14 protein-coding genes are annotated in these 16,756 nt (G+C 55.6%); 8 read left to right on the forward strand and 6 right to left on the reverse strand.

Annotated elements, in window-relative coordinates; all coding sequences use genetic code 11:
- Positions 1-17: 17 nt before the first annotated feature.
- The 3 genes from ELEN_RS03715 to ELEN_RS15670 all read right to left on the reverse strand — a co-directional run bounded on the left by ELEN_RS03715 (position 18) and on the right by ELEN_RS15670 (position 4,754).
- Positions 18-785 (reverse strand): hypothetical protein, encoded by a 768-nt coding sequence (locus ELEN_RS03715; RefSeq protein WP_015760122.1) that lies wholly within the window; start codon positions 783-785, stop codon positions 18-20.
- Complete coding sequence (locus ELEN_RS03720) at positions 779-1,735, reverse strand: MarR family transcriptional regulator (RefSeq protein WP_015760123.1); 957 nt, start codon at positions 1,733-1,735, stop codon at positions 779-781. The genes ELEN_RS03715 and ELEN_RS03720 overlap by 7 nt, the downstream gene beginning before the upstream one ends.
- Before the next feature lie 103 nt (positions 1,736-1,838).
- Positions 1,839-4,754 carry a pentapeptide repeat-containing protein gene (locus ELEN_RS15670; RefSeq protein WP_015760124.1) on the reverse strand — a complete coding sequence of 972 codons (2,916 nt, stop codon included), beginning with the start codon at positions 4,752-4,754 and terminating at the stop codon, positions 1,839-1,841.
- A 572-nt stretch (positions 4,755-5,326) separates the two neighbouring features.
- Between ELEN_RS15670 and ELEN_RS15880 the strand changes: the two genes are divergently transcribed.
- The 3 genes from ELEN_RS15880 to ELEN_RS03740 are packed head-to-tail and all read left to right on the forward strand — an operon-like array spanning position 5,327 to position 9,102.
- The gene (locus tag ELEN_RS15880) at positions 5,327-5,506 is read left to right on the forward strand and encodes a helix-turn-helix domain-containing protein (protein ID WP_227110657.1); all 180 of its coding nucleotides are present in this window, start codon (positions 5,327-5,329) and stop codon (positions 5,504-5,506) included.
- Between the two features lie 21 nt (positions 5,507-5,527).
- A complete protein-coding gene (locus tag ELEN_RS03735) occupies positions 5,528-6,535 on the forward strand; it encodes an AAA family ATPase (protein WP_015760126.1) in 1,008 nt (335 codons plus the stop codon).
- Positions 6,535-9,102, forward strand: coding sequence for a S8 family peptidase (locus tag ELEN_RS03740; RefSeq protein ID WP_015760127.1), 2,568 nt, complete (start codon positions 6,535-6,537; stop codon positions 9,100-9,102). Before ELEN_RS03735 ends, ELEN_RS03740 begins: the two co-directional genes overlap by 1 nt.
- 260 nt (positions 9,103-9,362) lie before the next feature.
- On the opposite strand, the gene ELEN_RS16270 is transcribed toward ELEN_RS03740, so the two are convergent.
- Positions 9,363-9,518, reverse strand: a complete 156-nt coding sequence (locus ELEN_RS16270; RefSeq protein ID WP_156115167.1) for a hypothetical protein — start codon at positions 9,516-9,518, stop codon at positions 9,363-9,365.
- Between the two features lie 438 nt (positions 9,519-9,956).
- On the opposite strand from ELEN_RS16270, the gene ELEN_RS03750 reads away from it, so the two are divergent.
- The 4 genes from ELEN_RS03750 (at position 9,957) to ELEN_RS03765 (ending at position 15,177) form a co-directional block, all read left to right on the forward strand.
- Positions 9,957-11,114 (forward strand): DUF3800 domain-containing protein, encoded by a 1,158-nt coding sequence (locus ELEN_RS03750; protein WP_015760129.1) that lies wholly within the window; start codon positions 9,957-9,959, stop codon positions 11,112-11,114.
- 90 nt (positions 11,115-11,204) lie between these two features.
- Complete coding sequence (locus tag ELEN_RS03755) at positions 11,205-12,146, forward strand: toll/interleukin-1 receptor domain-containing protein (RefSeq protein WP_015760130.1); 942 nt, start codon at positions 11,205-11,207, stop codon at positions 12,144-12,146.
- A gap of 242 nt (positions 12,147-12,388) precedes the next feature.
- The gene (locus tag ELEN_RS03760; protein WP_227101377.1) at positions 12,389-13,687 is read left to right on the forward strand and encodes an IS256 family transposase; all 1,299 of its coding nucleotides are present in this window, start codon (positions 12,389-12,391) and stop codon (positions 13,685-13,687) included.
- A 500-nt stretch (positions 13,688-14,187) separates the two neighbouring features.
- On the forward strand, positions 14,188-15,177 hold the full coding sequence (locus ELEN_RS03765; protein WP_015760131.1) for a diaminopimelate dehydrogenase: 990 nt from the start codon (positions 14,188-14,190) through the stop codon (positions 15,175-15,177).
- Between the two features lie 63 nt (positions 15,178-15,240).
- On the opposite strand, the gene ELEN_RS03770 is transcribed toward ELEN_RS03765, so the two are convergent.
- On the reverse strand, positions 15,241-15,651 hold the full coding sequence (locus ELEN_RS03770; protein ID WP_015760132.1) for a peptide deformylase: 411 nt from the start codon (positions 15,649-15,651) through the stop codon (positions 15,241-15,243).
- Positions 15,652-15,994: 343 nt separating this feature from the next.
- Here ELEN_RS03770 and ELEN_RS03775 point away from each other — a divergent pair, with 343 nt between their 5' ends.
- Positions 15,995-16,444 carry a Fic family protein gene (locus ELEN_RS03775; protein WP_229087905.1) on the forward strand — a complete coding sequence of 150 codons (450 nt, stop codon included), beginning with the start codon at positions 15,995-15,997 and terminating at the stop codon, positions 16,442-16,444.
- Here the strand turns inward: ELEN_RS03775 and ELEN_RS03780 are convergent.
- Positions 16,435-16,695, reverse strand: coding sequence for a hypothetical protein (locus tag ELEN_RS03780; protein ID WP_015760134.1), 261 nt, complete (start codon positions 16,693-16,695; stop codon positions 16,435-16,437). The two genes, ELEN_RS03775 and ELEN_RS03780, sit on opposite strands and share 10 nt — an antisense overlap.
- Positions 16,696-16,756: the final 61 nt, after the last annotated feature.

The raw sequence follows: 16,756 nt of genomic DNA on the forward strand, positions 1-16,756 counted from the left end.
CGAAAATTTTGCAGCGGTTAATCGAGCCGGTACGTATCCCTTATCAGCTCGATGATGTCCTCGTAGGATGCGGAGATCCCCAACTGCCTCATGTTCGCATCGTCGTCGGAGATCTTGTCGCAGAACTCCGACATGTCTGCCCTGATCGTCGGAGCTAGTTCTACGTGCTGGCCGGGCTTCAGGATCTGAGCCAACCTGAGCACGTCGTTCTTATGTTTTCTAAGATCTCGAGAGTCCACATGCTCTCCGATCGCCTTTCTTTGGGAGAGGTCGAGGAACGCTTTCGCCTTGAACGGTATGAGGCCGGTTTCGCCGAGCACGGCGATGCCGTCCACGATCTCGCATCTTCCCTTCATGAACCTGTAATAGTCTTCGTCGAGGAGGATGGCCGAAAGGCTCGATACCTCGTCATCGAGGGGCATCGGGGCCACGACGATTCCAGCGTCCTCGTCGATGAAGTCGGGCGCGGCGCTGAAGAGCTCTATCATGACGGGGAATCCAGGATCGGTCGGCTCGGTGAAGCGGTAGAAGTGGGCACGCGCCGACCCTTTCCATCCACAGCTGTAGCCTCCCGCCCTCACGAGCCTCCATACCGCTGCGGCAGCCTCCGGAAGGCGTCCTTCGACCAGGAGGACCATGTCGATGTCCTTGGTGGCGCGGAACTCGAGATCGGCATCCTCCAGCAAGACCTCGCATGCAGTGCCGCCGATGACCGCGTAGCTGTCCTCGAGCCCCACCATGTGCTCTTTGAACCGATCCAGTCCTCTGACTCCGCGTGCTACCATAAATCCTCCTCGTCGAACAGGCTGTTCAGCTCCTTCTCGACCCGCTCGTCTCCGCTGTCGGCAAGCGAGAGGGCCAGCGACACGTCGTCGATGTCCTTTCCGCCGGTGACGAGCGGCTCGTACGTCCATACTTGGAGCTCGATCGTGTCATTATCGTCGATCTCGCCTATGAGCACCTCCGAGAAGGACAGGTCTTTGAGTCTCTTTCTAGATACCGCCTTGCGTCTGATCGGCGGCACGGCGAGCATTGACCGCACCGCCAGGGCGGTCTCGCCGGCATCGGGCAGCGCGTTTAGCGCCGCGTTGCGCTCGACATGAAGGATGCCGCTCACAGGGGAGGACAGCAACGGCTTCGCCGCCCTCAGCAGTTTGCCCGAGTCGCGTTCGCGTTCGAGCAGCATCGACCTTCCACTTTTCGAGCGGACGACGAGCCCCTGCTCGTCGAGCTCGGCCAGAGCTCTCGAAGCGTCGCTCGGCGTGAGACCGGCGACCTCCCTCAGCTCCGCAGCGCTTTCGACCTCGGGATGCGCGACGAGGGTGACGAAGGCCGCTTGCGCCCTGGAGGATAGGCGGCCCCCCCGGCGGTACCTCCGGGGCTCTCTCGATGTCGCTGCAAAGGCCAAGAAGGGGAGGAAGGCCTGCACGCCAGGAACGACGAAAGGCACGCCTTGCACGACGAGCGCTTTTCTCTGCCTCGCGTCTAGGGTTTCGCTGACAATGACAACGGGCAGGTCGGTGTATCTGCCCAGCTGATTGTGCACCCTCTTGATGTCCGGGAGGCCGTCCTCGTTCTCCATCTTCGCAGCTACGAACGCGATGCCTTCGAACACGCATCGAGCGTACGATGCCGAGCGCGAAAGAAAGAGCGGCAAGTTGGCATCGGGAAGCCACTCACCGTATTCGATCTTCAAGCCAAGCGTTTCGTTCAGGTATTTTCTTAGCTCATCCATATAGTTTCACCAAAATTGAATAGTTTTGAATAAAGTGCAATTATACATTATTATTGAAAATTAGAGTGATAGACCGAAGTTCAAGTGATTTGACGCTGTTTTCTCATTCGTCGTACGCTATAACTTTTGAAACGTCCGCACCGCATTCGTGGAGTGTTTTGATGTCCTTCTTCAGCACCTTCGCCTTGTCGAGGATCGCGTTTTCGAGATTGCATCCCTTGAGTTCGGCATACCGAAGATCAGCCTCGCGGAGGATGGCCCCTCCCATATTTGAGCCCCTCATTTTCGCCCATCCAAATTCTGCCTCTATGAGCTTTGCGAACCGCAAATCCGCATCTTCGAGGTGGGCGTGCTGGAATTTCGCCCCCTCCAACTCTGCTCCTAGCAAGTGGGCGTTCTCGAGGTGGGCGTGATCGAAGTGCGCTCCATGAAGAGTGGCTTTTTCCAGGGACGCGTGTTCGAAATGGGCATATGAGCATTTCGCGTCAACGAGTCGGGCGTCATTGAAATTCGCATGCTTCATATCCGCGTTGACTACGATGGTGTTATCAAGCATTGCTCCGGTGAATATTGCGTGTTCCATGAACGAATTGGACATATCCGACGAACTGAGTTGCGCGAAAGGCAGCGTCAGAATGTATTCATCTTCCCCGCTCTCTATGATCGGCTCAAGACCATTGAAGAAAGAAGAAACGTTGCTTTCCCATGCAAACACACCGATCCCTCCCAACCATTGTAACAATAGGTTGAAAGATACGCCCATCCTCTCGCCAGTCACTTTGGCAGCGCAGCTGTGTAGCGCCAGAATGTTCCCCTGGACGTTGCGAATGGATGATAACTTTGTCGAAAACAGTGTTCCGTTTCTTTCCTTATCAAAAAACGTCTCATCGAAGCTGTATTCCAATAGGGATTCCATGAATAACGACATCATGTATTTTTGAAGCGAGGCGGCTTTCTTTTTGGTGAACAGAGAGAGTTCGGCCCTTATGAACGATAGCGTGTTGTCCGTGAGTTCCGAACAGCCCAGCATGTCGTAAAGCTTTGGCATCGATGTGATGGGGCAAACTTTCCTGTCGAGCATTTTGGTCAACTCGCCGACGATGCGGCGCGATACGAGGTACTCCATGAAACTGTAATGAACGAACTCGTAACTCTCCTCGCCGTTTTTGTTTCTTAGGTGAAAGTAACCAGCGATTATATTATCCTTGATGCGCGCCTCGCTTTTGAAGCAATCAAAGGCTTCTTTAGCGCGTTCGCTCCCGCATTCGTTTTTCAAGGGCTTTAAATCCGTGATAGATCCGCCGTTGTGCCATGCCATAATAGCAGCGGCCTCCATGAACTCGAGATACCCCGCCACGTCCGCTGCGCGTGTTCTGCTATGTATTTTCGCCTTTCCTTGCGCGTGATCGTAATTCCGGTTTATCACGCCCTTAAGCAAAGTTCCGTACACCTCGGCGCGGTTGGGTGCAGCCGTCTCGAGAATATTCTTTGCGAACACGGCTATCAGATGGTTGAGGATAGGCTGGGCCGATAACTTCACTTCGTCGTCCCACTTGAAAATCTTTTCCATCGTCGAGCTCATATCCCTACCAAGTCTCTCTCCGTAGTTCGTCCACCAAGTAATCCTTTTATCTTCACAAAGGAGGAAGTCTGGGTCGCAAATGTCGCCTAACTCACTTTCGGAGCAAACGTAGGGAAGCAGCTCGAGTCGAATCGGCTTGCACTCTTTTGGAGATACTTCTTTTTTCATATCTCGAAGCAGTGTGGTCCTTGAAGTGACGAGGACTCTGGTTGGGAAGGAGGCTTCGCTGCAACGCTGTCCGTATCGAAGTATGGATCCCAGGAGACCCCATGCTGCCTTTTTGCTCTTAGGTCCTCGCGCTGCATATTCATCGAGTCCATCGAATATGAGAACCAGAGGCTTGCTCGTTGGAAGCTTCGAAACAACGAAGTCGCGACCGGGCAACGATAGGATGTATTTCACGACGAGGGCCTCGATATCGTCGATTTGCGAATCCGTCGCCACGTCTTTGAGGCTGATGTAAGCAACGTTGACCTCTTCGGTTTTGGCCAGTGTTTTAGAAAGGCGCCTGGCAACGGTGGATTTTCCGCTTCCGGGATCTCCGGAAAGAACAAGGACAGGGTTGTGGTCGTCCCTAAAATCGGGCGTTTCCAGCCACTGCGCGATACGCTCATCTACTGAAACGACTAAGCTTACTGTATCGGTGAAAGTTGAGGTATGGCTATGCTCGATAGGCCAATGGGCAACGGATGCCTCTGCAACGGTTTCGGGAAACAACTGGATTTCTAAACGATTATTACTCTCGATGAGATCGAAGAGGCGGCCATGGGAATCTTGGTGTGGAGGATAAAACGTGGCCTCCGCAGTCTCGATGGCGTTGAGCGGTATGTAGAGCTCGTCGACGGTGAATTTGGTGCCTATCGCCGTCATGGATTGGGAAGCAAGGAAATCCTGGTACTTCAGCCACTCACGATCGGTCGCGAGTGTTGGATCTAGGGCGTAGATTATCTCAGTCGTTTGCCGGTCGACCGTCTCTTCTCCGTATGTTACCGTCATGTTGACGACGGTTCTGTCGTCGTCGTTTAGATGCCCAAATCTCAGTTTGAGACAGTAATCGAATGCGATGCTTATCGCTTCGGCTATGGATTCCGCCTTGTCCTCGCCGCCTTTGAAACCGAATTTTCTTTGACCTTCAAGGAGGAGCGCTTCGATTCGCGAATCCCTTTCCTCTTTCGTCTCCAGTGCCGAGTCGTAGATATACTCGGTCTCTTCGCCGAGCCAGTCGCAAAACGACAAGCCGTTTTCATCGAGGCCTACATCGGCTGCTTGCTCAAGCGCTGACCTCAGATCTGAGGTCAGGTTGTCGAGCGCACCTGAAAGCGATTCCTTTGTTTTGGCCTTTTTGCGTCCTTGTTCAGCCCATTGCGTTGTCTTGGCGACGAACTCAGAGATGAATGCAGAAACAACCGAAGAAACGGTAACCGCTTCACCAAACATTGCGAAACCCCTTTAGCGCAGGATCAAATAACTAACCTAGCAAGTTATGTTATCACGTTGAAGAGGTTCTGTCTGATACGCGGATGCCGATCTCGCTTACTGTGCCGAAAAACGGGTTGTCGTGAGAAAAAATCTGGCGTCGGTGGCCGAAGCGTAGAGGATCGCACTTGTGTTTCCGGATGCCGAAAGAGCATGTAGCGAATGCCCAGTGCGATCTTGTGCTCGGCGCTTCTCGGAGCGCACTTGTCGCTCATGAATCAGCGTATTCGAGAATACCATCACGTTTTTTGGGGCCACACAGCAAATTGAAGGAAGTCGCTTCAACGCCTTGTCGTTGGGGATGAATCAAATCGAGAGCGGCAGTGCACTGTCCGCCTTCTCGTTGTACATCGGCGCTCTTCATGATCCCCTCCGAAGCTGGTTCTTGATACTGATTTTTGTAGTCCCTATCTGTAAGCATCTAGCAAAGTTTATCTGCAGGCCATTATGTGGCAAAATATTGTTTGGGCAATTTTTCAATTCAAAATATAACATTTGATACAGAGGTTAGAGCTATCATGACTTTCGGCGAAATGGTCAAATACGCACGCAAACAACTGAGTATGACTCAAACTGAACTAGCAAAAGCGCTCGGCGTCAGCTTTGCGACGGTTAATCGATGGGAGAATGGGCAAGTGAATCCAAGTTCACTTGCCCAGAAAGCCTTTGAGGACTTTTGTGAGAGCAGTTTTATTAGCTTTCCTCGGGAATGATACGTTTAGGGGGTGAGGCAGGTGGCTCGAGCAGACCTGTTGTGTGATCTAATTAAGTATGGACTTGCTCACGATGACAAACGATTTATACAATCAGCCGAAGCGGTATGTGCTGAAGAGCGGGAAAAGCAGCACACAGTGCTTGCTAATCGCATTGAGAAAATCGTTCTGACCGCTGCTAATACTAAGCAAAAGTCGGTTCGGAACCATACGATTGTCAAATCAAGCGGTCTCGCGGCGCAAACCCTTTTCATCGAAAAAACTCCTGAGCGTAGGATGGGCGATCTCGTTCTTCCGGAGTTCGTCCGTAGGCTTTGCGATGACCTGGTAGAGGAGCAGCTTCGGGCTGATTTGCTCCGATCTTACGGCCTTGAGCCGCGCCACAAAATCCTTCTTGTTGGAGCCCCGGGCAATGGAAAGACTTCTCTTGCGGAGGCAGTCGCTGAATCTCTCATGGTTCCTTTTCTCACTATTCGTTACGAGCAACTTATTGGATCGTATTTAGGCGAAACAGCAAGCAGGCTGGGGCAACTCTTTGATTACGCGAGAACCCGTCCTTGCGTGCTTTTCTTTGATGAGTTCGAAACGCTCGGTAAGGAGCGCGGAGATACCCATGAGACAGGGGAAATCAAGCGTGTCGTTAGCTCGCTTTTGCTGCAAATAGACTCGCTTCCTAGCTATGTGGTTGTGATTGCCGCCACGAATCACGATGATCTGCTCGACAAAGCCGCATGGCGCAGATTTCAAATTCGCGTTGAGCTTCCTCCACCAACGCGAGCAAATCTATCAACGTGGCTATCTTTATTCGAGCGCAGAAACGACTTTGACTTCGGCATTGAGCCCGAAACGATAGCGAAGAAGGTTTATGGATGCAGTTTCGCAGAAGTGGAAGAGCTCGCTATAGAGATATATAGACGATACGTATTGTTACTCCCTTCTAGCGTCACAAAAAAGATTACAAACGAAGTGCTGCAGCTTTGGAGCAAGCAGCGCAAGCAAAGCACTCCTGACGATGGAGGCGATAAGTGATGGCCGCTGAGTACCCTCTGCTGATGCTTCCAGAGCCAAGTGAGCAGGTCAAGGGCGACCGTAATGGCGGTCCTACTAGACTGCATCGTCCCGACATTGCTGCCCAAGGAAGACGTCTTGAGCCCATGTACAAACGCCTTTGTGGCGCTTTCGATAGGGAACGCGTGAAAGTGCAGCGTTCTCCCGATAGAATTGAGCCGGAACTCGCCTTGGTATTCGAGGTCGCAGGTTCCCTTAACTCGTTTTATGGGGCTGTCAAAAGGATAGAAGGACTCGAATGGCTATTCGACCTCGAAAACGAAGACATGGCTCCAGACAACTACTTCTACGACGAGGAAAACGCCGAAGCGTCCTTCTCGGGTCGCGTCTACTGCATCATGAGCGATAGAGCGGCACTTGATCAGCTTATAAGCACCTGGAAACACTATCAAATGGACGAAACCTTTCAATTCCCACACGGTTTTACTTCGTTACGAGATTTGTTTGGGTTGCTGCGTGAAGTGCACGTCTGGGGGCCGGAAGATCGTTTCGAAGACACTGGGATTTTGGAAGACTGGCATGAAACCATCCAGGTGAAGGGCTCGTCCCCCTCGACATTTGAGGCGGAACTTTTTTACCGCAGCGACCCAACTAAACGGTGTGCCGCCGCAGCGAGCGTGCGCAGAGCAGTTGAAGCAATGAATGGCAGGGTTACAAGTGAGTGCGCAATCGAGGAGATCAGATACCACGGAATGTTGCTTGAACTTCCAATTGATCAAATCGAAAACCTTCTCGGCGCCGAGAGAGAAAATCTTTCTTTGGCGACGTGCAATGAAATCATGTACTTCCGCCCAACAGGTCAAATGGCGGTCGGTCTCCTAGGTGAGATATTCGAAGAGGACATTGACGACAAGGTCGGTGCAGAGCTTCCCTCGGGCGTCCCCATCGTTGGGATGCTTGACGGGTTGCCTCTCGAGAATCATGCTGCACTGCGCAATAGAATCATTGTTGACGACCCGGATGAGTTCGGAAACGATTACCCTGCAAGCCTTCGTATGCATGGAACTGCGATGGCATCTATGCTCGTGCATGGTGATCTGGCAGCACCAGAACCCTCGACCGCCTCAAGACCCGTTTATGTGCGACCAGTGATGCGCCCAGACGCGGTATTCGGTATGAAGGAGACATATCCGGAGAATGTTCTCATTGTCGATCTCATTCACAGAGCGGTCAGGAGAATGTTCGACGGCGACGGCGACGAAGCGCCGGCTGCTCCAACTCTCCATGTTATCAATCTTTCCATCGGCGATGAGGTTCGGCAGTTTTTTGGCGCTCCCAGCCCCCTTGCGAAACTGCTTGATTGGCTGAGCTACAAATATCGTGTTCTCTTCGTGATAAGCGCCGGAAATCAGCACATAAACTTAATTCCAGTTGAAGGGGGTTTCGAGAAGCTGAAGGACGAAGACCTCGAGAGGCGAAGCAAGCATATTAGCGAGGCACTTATGGAAAACAGGAGGAATCTCAAGCTCCTTTCTCCTGCCGAAAGCATAAATTCTATCACTGTGGGTGCGACATTTGAAGATAATACTGCTATCGAAGAAAACGCTCTTGCCGTTCAGCCTGTTGAGGAAGGTTGCGTAAGCCCGCTCACGTCTTTTGGCGGAGGAATTGGACGTTCTATCAAGCCCGAAATTCTCTATCCTGGTGGTAAGTTCCTTGTCTCAGCGAAAGACGATAACTGCGTCGAATACGCTCTATCGCAGACTCGCGAGCCTGGAATCATTGCAGCCGCTCCAACCGCAGGGGCAATCGCAAAAAGTTATGTCGCGCAGGCGGGAACGAGCTACTCAGCGGCAGCGGTCTCTCATGAATGCGCGGCCAACTTCGATGTCCTAGAGGAGATCTTTCTAGACTCAGGCTTTGCCGGCGTCCCGGACGAATATGGGGCGCTGCTCCTCAAAGCAATGGCTGTGCACGGATGCGCTTACGAAAATTTGGGAGATATCGCATTCAGGCAGTTTGGCGCGAAGAACAAAGAGAGCACCCGGTGGGTTGGTTTCGGCCGGCCGGATTATCTCCGCGTTCGAGAGTGCGCGCTCAACAGGGTAACGGCGTTCGGATTTGGAGATATTGGCAAGGACGAGGGGCAACTGTTCCATGTCCCGCTTCCGCTCGATTTCTCATCAAGGGTTGTTGATCGACGCTTGACGGTGACGCTGGCGTATTTTACGCCAATTGCTTTCGGACGCCAAGAATATCGACATGCGCAACTGTGGTTCGACCGTGTGGGCCTGACAAAAGAGCGTTTGGTGCCTACCCGCGAATATACTGATTGGAATGCAATCCGAAGGGGAACTCTTCAGCACCAGTCTTTCATAGGAGAGGGCGGTCTTCCGTGGGCTGAAGAATCTGATGGTATTGACATTCTTGTTAGCTGCGCAGGTGCAAACGGGCTTAAGTCACTTGGGAAAGAGAAGATCCCGTATTCCCTTGTCGTCACTTTCGAAACAAAGCAGCCAATAAACGTTTATCATCCCGTTGCTGATAGGCTTCGCGCCCCGGTAGGCGTCAGGGCGAATGCAGTTTAATGAGCTGCTTGCCTACATCTTTGAGGTATAGCAGAAAAAGCAGAGGAGTGAACCCGGTTGGCACGTCTGGTCAAAGCATAAGTCTTCAGGTTTTGCGCGAACGATACCGTGCTAAATTGATCCTACCTGTTGATTTGGAAAACTGTATCCCCTCTACGGGTAAGCAAATTTCGGGTTGCTCTCCGTCGGCGTCGAGCGGGTCGGGCGTATGGGCTCTAGGCGCAAAGCCCTCCCTCGTTCTCGATCCGGCGGGCGAGGTTCTACGCAAGCGCCGGATCGTCTCTGTTGCGCAGCCAGTAGCTCTCGGCGGGGGCGGCGTAGGCGTTGACGATCTGCTCCGGTGAGAAACCCTCGGCCACTAGACGCTCCCAGGCGGCGAGGCGATTCCACTTGAAACGCTCCACCGATGACGTCATAACTCCGAAAGAACTGAGTTCGAGTACGCTCTCATGTTTGAGGAGCGTTATGCACCGGTGCCGACGTAATACTAAGACGTTTGATAACATGTAAGCCGGTGTCCGTCGCCCGGGGATGTGGTCAACACCCGCATGCGTGATTTCTGCGATTCGCATAAGCTGAAGAAGTCGAAAACAGATACCATTGACGAAGTGGTCTTGTGCCGTGCGTTCTCCTATACCCGTGCGAGAGGCATACGTCTTCCGATTCGATCGATCTCGTTTTGAGGAAATCGGTCGAATCGCAACGATGGAAAAACGTTGGAGCAGCCATGCGGTAAGGTTCTAAAAGGCGTCGGGTCTTGCTTGGCTGATCGTGCTCGATGCTGTAGAGAGACTTTACGGCGATAAAAACGTGATTGGTTCGGTTGGTAGGGAAAGCAAACCGGATGGAGCGCGATGAAGATATATTTTGACGAATCGGGCAATACCGGCTGCCTGACCCGCGAGGGACATGAAACGTACTGCGGCAAGGATGGCCAGTCTCTCTATGCCTTAGGGGCCGTATTGTCTCCCGAGAGCGAGGATGGAGCCTTGGCTGCATCGTATGAGGCGTTCAAGGAGCGCTGCGGAGCTGCTGGACGAGAAGTTAAGGGAAGTGACCTTCTGACTCGCAAGTGCAACGATCAGCTTTCCGACTTCTTTGAAACCTTTCTTGTATGTGGACGATTCAAGTTATGCCTGTATTCGAAAGACTTCTATCTTGCTACGGCTCTCATGCAGACGATCCTTGGCCCGGATGCAAAGGTTACGTTCCCTCAGGCATATTATTCAGAGGCGTCGAACCTGGCTTTGTTCGGATCCGAGTCCCTTAAAGCGTATGCGGAGTTTTCCGCGATGCCAGATGCATCTGGTGCTAGGCTTCTAACTGAGAGACTGCTTGTCAACTCCGATGGAGTTATTACAGAGGGGAGCTTCCTGCATGCAGGGCTTCGCCGCATCGTGGAGACAGGGCGGTACGATATGCTTCTCGGAACCGGCATCGCGTCAGGTGACTATGAAAAGTCTTCTTATCAAAACCTTGTCAACTTAACGGCTTTTGGAGAACTTCTCGCCATGATCAAGGAAGATGAGAGAATTACGAACGCAGGGTTGGAATTAGTGCATGACCGGATCCCTGAGTTCGAAGGGGAATACTGCAGTGCTTTGGAAGCGTTGGGGGTTGGTGATATCTTGAGGTTTGAGGAGAGCGTCGACTGTTTAGGCGTTCAGCTTGCGGACAATGTTGCGAGTGTAGTTGGTAGTACCGCGAAGAAGGTAACCGCTGCTTGCAAGGCTAACACTCAGTGGGATCCTGAAAGCGAATGGATCATGTCTTTGTGGTCGAAGTTGCTAGATGTCATCGGCCTAGATAATTTCAAGCTCGTCGTATCATTGCAGGATCAGGCCATGCTTCTCTCGGTTGGACGGATGTTCTGTGCCGATTTTCCCATTGAATATCGAAACAACTCAGTATTCAATGAGCTGTTTCACAGCAATCTCAGCTGGGTTCTATCCGAGACCGATTGGGTTCGAAGTCATGACGATGCAAAGATGGATGAGCTTTTGCGAATGTAGGGAGAGCATGGTGACGGGTAATTCCCTTTCACTCTAAGAATTGGCTCGCGCATGCTTAGCTACTTTTCTGGAGCGACGGGAGGGGCAGGAATGCAGTTCGATGTTTTTATCTCCTACGCATGGGGAGGTCCGGAGAACACCGCGCACCGCGAGTGGGTGAGACTGCTCGCGGCGCATCTGAAGCAAATTGGCTTCCATGTCGGCATTGACTCCGAGGTTGACTACGGGGAAGACCTCACGGGTTTCATGCGAGAGATCGAGGACGCGAAACGCGTGTTGATGATCGTCGATGAAGGCTATGTCGAGAGGGCGGACAATTATCCCGACTCGGGTGTTGGGCGCGAGACGAAGACGATCCAGGATGTTGTTGACGATCGGCCGAACAACTGGCTATCCGTCTTGTTCGTGCGCAACGAGAAAAGGCTTCTTCCGAAATGGATGGAAGGGCGTGATCCGAAATACTTCGATTTCTCGTATCGCGATCGAGACGGCTCTTTTCCCGGTTCCGAGCAGATTGATGATCTATGGCGATGGCTAGCGGGACTTCCTGCGGACAAGGGAAGGGGTATCAGCCCGGCGACGATACGGGAGAGAATGTACCGCGTGGAACGAATCGATAATCTCATGGAACCGGGAAACTGGTCATGTCCCGAACTCGAGTCCAAGGGGGTGGCGATGGCCTACGGCGACGCGCCTTCGGAGACGATAACATTGGGGTATGGCGACTATGAATTCAAGGTTCGTTTTGGAAAGCGCGGCGGCGATTCGGTGTATATCCTGAACGACTACATCAAGGCCGTCGGGATGATACCGGACGCTGCGCCAAATGAAGACCTCGATGCCAATGTTGTTGCATCCTATACCCGCTCGTGTAGGTGCGCCACGCCAAGCGTGGGCCAGCGAGTTGCCCTTCTTAACAACCATGGTTGTGCATGCGTACTGAAAGTGACCGGGGTCACAAACGAATCCCATGATGACGAATTCGTTCCATCGCAAGTTGTGTTCGACTACACGATATTCGCTGAAGACTGATTTGCATCGCGGTTGGATAATGCTTGACTTTTGGCTGAATTAGGGTTGAACGACAGTTGTAAGTGAAGTATGCCGAAACAGCACCTCCGCAAGAGGTTGGTGGCGCCGTTGTGGTAGCGTCCCGAAAGTTGGTGTATCAATCCGTTTCTGGAGGGCGGGCGAAGCCTGCCCGAGAAAAACGGACATCGTCTAGAATCGTCAATCACCACAAAAGACAGATTCGAAGGAAGGCGATGCCCGCTATGGACACTCTACTATTCAACGACCCCGAAGTGAAGGGGCTCGCGTTCGCGATCCTCGAGGAATGCACCGACCTGCAGGCCTTCGGGCGCAGGATGCTCGAGCTCCTGGCGAACGCCGCGATGTCGGCGAAGGCCGACGAGGCGTGCAACGCCCCCTACGGGGAGCGCGACGAGGGGCGCGTCAACTCGCGCAACGGCTACCGGGAGCGGGGGCTCTCGACCGCCGCGGGCGACGTCACCCTCAAGATTCCGAAGCTGCGCCGAGGCTCGTTCTTCCCCGAGGACCTGATCGAGCGCTACTGCAGGGTGGACCGGGCGCTCGTCGCGGCGGTGGCCGAGATGTACGTCATGGGGATATCGACGCGCAAGGTGGAGGCCGTCGCGGGCGAGCTCGGCGTGAGGTCGATGTCGAAGTCGCAGGTGTCGCGCCTGTGCGAGTGCCTGGACGCCGAGGTGGACGCGTTCAGGAGGCAGCGCTTCGACGGGGTGCGCTTCGCCTACCTGTGGCTCGACGCCACCTACGTGAAGTGCCGCGTGGAGGGGCGCTCGGCGTCCCAGGCCGTCGTGACCGCGATCGGGCTCGACGACACGGGCCACAAGCGCTTCGTCGGCGTGGACTGCGTGGACACGGAGAGCCACGCCGGGTGGAAGGCGTTCCTCTCCGGCCTGAGGGCGCGCGGCGTCGACGGCGTGCGCCTCGTCGTCTCGGACGCCCACGAAGGGCTCGCGAAGGCGATAGCCGAGACGTTCCAAGGAGCGGCCTGGCAGCGCTGCGTCACGCACCTCATGCGCAACGTGGCGGGCCGCATCCACAGGAAGGACGACCAGAGAAAGGCGCGCGAGGCCATGAAGGCCGTCTTCGCGCAGAAGAGCCCCGTCCTCGTGCGGGCGTGCTACCAAGAGGCGACCGAGGAGGTGCTGAAGATCTCGAGGGCGGCCGGAAACGTGCTCTTGGAGGCCGAGGAGGCGGCGCTCGCCTACCTGGCGTTCCCGGCCACGCACCGCACCAAGATCCGCACCAACAACGTCCAGGAGAGGGCCAACCGCGAGATCAAGCGCAGGACGCGCGTCGTGCAGGGGTTCCCCTCGCGCGAGTCGCTCATCCGCCTGGTGGGAGCGGCGCTCATCGAGGCCGACGAGGAGTGGTCGGCGCGCTGCGTCATCTCCAGGCCCTCGCTCGCGCACGCCTGGAAGGCCCAGGAGCGCGAGGCCCCCGGCGAGGCCGAGGTGCTCGCCGCCCGCGAGGCGGCGCGCAAGATCATAGGGAGCGCCATTGACCCGAAGGAGGACGAAGGCTAAGATTCACCTCGCAAGGGTGCCGGCGATTCTCCGGCGATGGCCCTGATACACCACGATTCGGGACGCGGCCGATCTGCTGGTGCGGAGTCACAAAATTCACCGCTGTGAAGGGGATTTTGGGGTTCAGAGCGCTCGGAAGCGGCTTTTGGTGCCCGAACGAGCGAGTTGTCCGAGCGTTTGCCCTGGTCGTTGATCGTCTCGATGATGATAGACCCTGCATCGGACTTCACAGCGGTGAATTTTGTGACTCCGCGTTTCGTTCCGCCGTTGGTGTTGGTGCGTATGAACCCAGTTGCATGCGCCAGCCGTGAAAAGCTGGCAAGATCGCTTCCCGTCTCGCAGCTGCTGGCACCTCTCCCTGCGCCCCTCCTTCTTTTCGTTTCCAAAAGATTTCAACGCCGTGGGGCTTTGTTGGAGTTGATCTGCGCACGTTGACGATGCGGGTTGCGTCCGTGCATCATTGACGAGTACTTTTCGGAACATCACGGTGAGGAGCGCACATGACGAAAACGCGCGTCGGCATATTCGGATACGGCAACCTGGGGCGCGGTGTGGAGCTGGCCTGCAGGCAGAACGACGATTTGGAATTGGTGGCGCTGTTCACGCGTCGCGACCCGGCGACGGTGAAGCCGCTGACCGAGGGCGTGCCGGTGTTCGCCGCCGCCGATATGGAGGCCCATCAGGCCGACGTGGACGTGCTCGTCCTGTGCGGCGGCAGCGCGAACGACCTGCCCGAGCAGACGCCCGCATGCGCGAGCATGTTCAACGTGGTCGACTCGTTCGACACCCACGCGAACATCCCCGCCCATTTTGCCGACGTGGACGCCGCCGCGAAGGTGGGCGGCAAGGTGGCCGTCATCTCGGCAGGCTGGGATCCTGGCATGTTCTCCATCGCGCGCCTGTACGCATCCAGCGTGCTGCCCGAGGGCGAGGACTACACGTTCTGGGGCCGCGGCGTCTCGCAGGGTCACAGCGACGCCATTCGCCGCATCGAAGGCGTGGCCGACGCGCGCCAGTACACCGTGCCCGTCGCCTCGGCGCTCGAAGCCGTGCGCAACGGCGAGAAGCCGCAGCTGACCACGCGTCAGAAGCACACGCGCGAGTGCTTCGTCGTGGCCGAGGAGGGCGCCGACCTGGCGGCCATCGAGAAGGCCATCGTCGAGATGCCGAACTACTTCGCCGACTACGACACCACGGTGACGTTCATCTCGCAGGAGGAGCTGAACCGCGACCATGCCGGCATCCCACACGGCGGCTCCGTGTTCCGCTCGGGTGTGACCGGTCAGAACGGCGAGCATACCCACGTGGTGGAGTACTCGCTCAAGCTGGATTCAAATCCCGAGTTCACCGGCAGCGTGCTGGCGGCCTGCGCCCGTGCCGCGCACCGCTTGAGCCGCGAGGGCGCCGTCGGGTGCAAGACGATGTTCGACATCGCCCCTGCCTACCTCTCCGCGAAAAGTGACGAGCAGCTGCGCGCCGAGATGCTGTAGCGATTCGCTCATCCGATATGTCGAAGGCCCCGTCGTTTGCAGCGACGGGGCCTTTTCGATGCCTTAGATCAAAACGCCGTTGCAGTGGTCGATCTCGTGTTGGATGATCTGGGCGGTGAAGCCGGTGAAGGTTTTGACTCGCGGCTTCATGGCGAGATCCTGGTAGCTCACCTTGATGGTGCGATAGCGCGTCGCGGAGCGCGTGCCCGAAAGCGACAGGCAGCCTTCTTCCGCCTCGTAGGTGCCGGCGCACGAGATGATCTCGGGATTCAGCATGGCCACGTGCGAGCCGCCGTCGTCGAAGACGATGATGCGTTTGAGCTCGCCGATCATGTTCGCCGCCATGCCGACGCAGGAATGACGATGCGCCTCCAGCGTGTCCAGCAGGTCCTGCGCGATGGGCAGGTCGGCCTCGGTTGCCGGTGCCGACGCGCGCTGCAGAACCAACTCGTTTCTCATGATGGGACGAATCATCGCCAAAAACCTCTCCACGTGACGAGCCTTTGCCGTTTGGTGCGACAAGGCTCGCTTTCCTACACTCTCTTGGTATAGTGTACGTGAACTTGACAGACGGGAGGCGCAGATCGTGGACGCAGTCGCATTCATGCGTGGCAATAGAGCGTATTTCGAGGATTTTATAACGAGGAGCACCTATCATTCGAATGCCATCGAAGGCAGCACGCTTTCGTACGCTGAAACGTATGCGATTCTCTGGAATGACAACTCGTTGCAAGTGACCGCTACTGCACGAGAGTTGTACGAGGCCATCAACCACAAATATGCGTTGAGCCTTGCGCTCGAAGATATGCAGGCACCCTTGAGCGAGAGGCTCGTCAAGGAGATCGCGCGGGCTATCAACAAGAACATCAATGAAATCGGGGGTTACAGAACGGTTTCGGTGCTTATCCGCGGTGCAGAGCACATTCCGCCGAAGCCGAACCAGGTGAACCAGCTCATGATGCAGCTGGTATACGAGTACAACCATGACGACGACGTCGATCCGTACCTGCGCGAGGCGCGTTTCCATATCCGGTTCGAGCGCATCCATCCCTTCGAAGACGGCAATGGGCGTACGGGCAGGATACTTGTCAATCGCGGGCTCTTGCAGGCGGGACTGGCTCCCGTTGTCGTTCCGTTCGAGCGTCGTGCCGAGTACCTTGCGATGCTTGCCGGCGGCGACCCGGACGGGCTTGCCGAGATGTTCCGGTCGCTGTCCCATGACGAGGAGGAACGCATCGCGCTGTTCGCGGAAGCTGCTCAAAAGTAGATCGCAGTCGCGAAGGCGGCAAGGGCGAACAGGATTCCGAATGCCGCCGCGACGGCGCGCTCCTTGCCGGCGAGGCCGAAGCCGATGCCGCGCATGCCTTCGAGCAAGCTGGCCTTTCTGCGGGTCGGGCGCGGTTCCTCGCGCAGCCGACCGCCGGGGATGACTTCGATCTCCACCGTGCGGGTCGGGCGCGCGTGGGCTCCGTGCTGCTGTCGGGGCTGGGGGAGCGGTGCGAGGGCTGCGTTGCTCATAAGGTCTCCTTCGTCGACATCTCGTTCGTATGCTGTGAAGGATACAGGAAACGCGCGCCTC

It is taken from the genome of Eggerthella lenta DSM 2243 (assembly GCF_000024265.1).
GTDB classification, from domain to species: domain Bacteria; phylum Actinomycetota; class Coriobacteriia; order Coriobacteriales; family Eggerthellaceae; genus Eggerthella; species Eggerthella lenta.